This window comes from Gordonia paraffinivorans NBRC 108238, from assembly GCF_000344155.1.
Taxonomy (GTDB): Bacteria; Actinomycetota; Actinomycetes; order Mycobacteriales; family Mycobacteriaceae; genus Gordonia; species Gordonia paraffinivorans.
Genome location: NZ_BAOQ01000094.1, coordinates 1 through 1,343 on the forward strand (window position 1 = coordinate 1; position 1,343 = coordinate 1,343).

At 62.6% G+C, this 1,343-nt stretch carries 1 pseudogene; it reads left to right on the plus strand.

From position 1 onward, the window contains the following. Positions 1-147: 147 nt before the first annotated feature. Positions 148-1,343 (plus strand): annotated as a pseudogene (locus GP2_RS20785) (amino acid adenylation domain-containing protein); the annotation flags it as partial.

Below are 1,343 nucleotides of genomic sequence, written 5' to 3' on the forward strand. Positions count from 1 at the left end.
CGTGGGGTTGTCGAGTCGTGGTCGGGTGGTCCGGTTGTGGGGTTTGGGTGGGGTGGTTGTTCGTTGGGGTCGTTGGTTGCTGGGTGTGTGGGTGTGTCGGGGTCGTCGGTGGCGGTGTGGTGTGGGGATCGTGCGGTGTCGTATGGGGAGTTCGGTGGGTTGGTTGCGGGGGTTGCGGAGCGGTTGTTGGGGTTGGGTGTGGGTGTGGATTCGGCTGTGGGTGTGGTGATGTCGCGGTCGTTGGAGTTGTTGGTGGCGGTGCATGCGGTGGTGGTCGTGGGTGGTCGGTATGTGCCGGTGGAGCCGGATGTGCCGGTGGAGCGGGTGGGGTTTGTGTTGTCGACTGCTGGGTGTGGGGTGGTGTTGAGGCGGTCGGGTGATGTGGGTGTGGTGGTTCCGGAGGGTTTGGGTGTGGTGTGTGTTGAGGTGGATTGTGGTGTGGGGGCGGGTGTTTCGGGTGATTTGGCGGGTGTGGTGGAGCGTGTGGGTGAGTTGTCGCCGTTGGTGGGTGCGTACACGTTGTTCACGTCTGGGTCGACGGGTCGGCCGAAGGGTGTGACGGTGTCGCATGGGGCGGTGGTGAATCGGTTGGCGTGGATGCAGTCGTTGTTCGGGTTGTCGGTTGATGATGTGGTGTTGTGGAAGACGCCGGTGTCGTTTGATGTGTCGGTGTGGGAGTTGTTCTGGCCGTTGATGGTTGGGGCGTCTGTGGTGGTGGCGGAGCCGGGTGGTCATCGGGATCCGTGGTATGTGGCGTCGGTGGTGGAGCGGTTCGGGGTGTCGGTGTGTCATTTTGTGCCGTCGATGTTGTCGGTGTTTGTGGATGCGCTTGGTGGTTCTGTTGATGGTGGTGGTGTGTCGGGGTTGGGGTCGTTGCGTCAGGTGTTTTGTTCGGGTGAGGCGTTGGGTGTGGGTGCGGTGCGGGGGTTGCAGGGGTTGGTGCCGGGTGTTCGGGTGGTGAATTTGTATGGGCCGACTGAGGCTGCGGTGGATGTGACGTCGTATGTGTGTTCGGGTGGTGAGGTGGTGGTGCCGATTGGTCGTCCGGTGCCGAATGTGTCTGTGTGGGTGTTGGATTCGCGGTTGCGGCCGGTGCCGGTCGGGGTGGTGGGTGAGTTGTATCTGGGTGGTGTTCAGGTGGCTCGGGGGTATGAGTCGCGGGCGGGGTTGACTGCGGAGCGGTTTGTGGCGGATCCGTTCGGGGTGGCGGGGTCGCGGTTGTATCGGACGGGTGATCTGGTGCGGTGGAGTGGTGTGGGGGAGTTGGAGTATGTGGGTCGTGTTGATTTCCAGGTGAAGTTGCGTGGGCAGCGGATCGAGTTGGGCGAGATCGAAAACGTCCT